The sequence below is a fragment of the Levilactobacillus enshiensis genome (assembly GCF_007115095.1).
GTDB classification, from domain to species: Bacteria; Bacillota; Bacilli; order Lactobacillales; family Lactobacillaceae; genus Levilactobacillus; species Levilactobacillus enshiensis.
The window spans coordinates 115235-115686 of the sequence record NZ_SULH01000012.1; the positions used below are offsets into that span (position 1 = coordinate 115235).

Annotated in this window: 1 protein-coding gene; it reads right to left on the minus strand. The window is 45.4% G+C overall.

The features are described 5' to 3' along the window. Positions 1 to 452: IS66 family transposase zinc-finger binding domain-containing protein (locus FAY32_RS14680; protein ID WP_191988188.1), on the minus strand; the 452-nt coding region annotated here is incomplete at both ends.

The window sequence follows — 452 nt, forward strand, 5'->3', positions numbered from 1 at the left end:
ACGGGAACCCCTTGCTCAAACTTCTGATGAATGATCTCAGTTATCAGTGATGTGGAACCTAAACTATGTGGAATTAGCGGCTTCGGTACTTGTGCCTGAATCATTTTAGCTAGGCCATCAATGGCTTCACATTCTCCGCACTTATAGGTCTTCGCGTAAACTTCCTCGACAAAAAGCTTGGCTGGTTGGAAATGCAGCTCCTGACGAACAAATTTTGTACCAATCGAAACTAAGCAGTGTCCGTGAGGACACTGCTTAGTCGCAACATCAACGATAGTCTTGTGAACTGGCAAATCAGGGCTTAGCGTTTCTTGCCGCGTCCTTTTACGCTTTTTCGTTGGCTGTACTTGATCTGTTTGGTTTTCTTCGCCAGTTTGCTCTGGCTCGGTAAAAACACCGTCGTCCTCATCTAAAAGTGATAACTGATCTGGATCGACTTGCTCGGCTTTTTT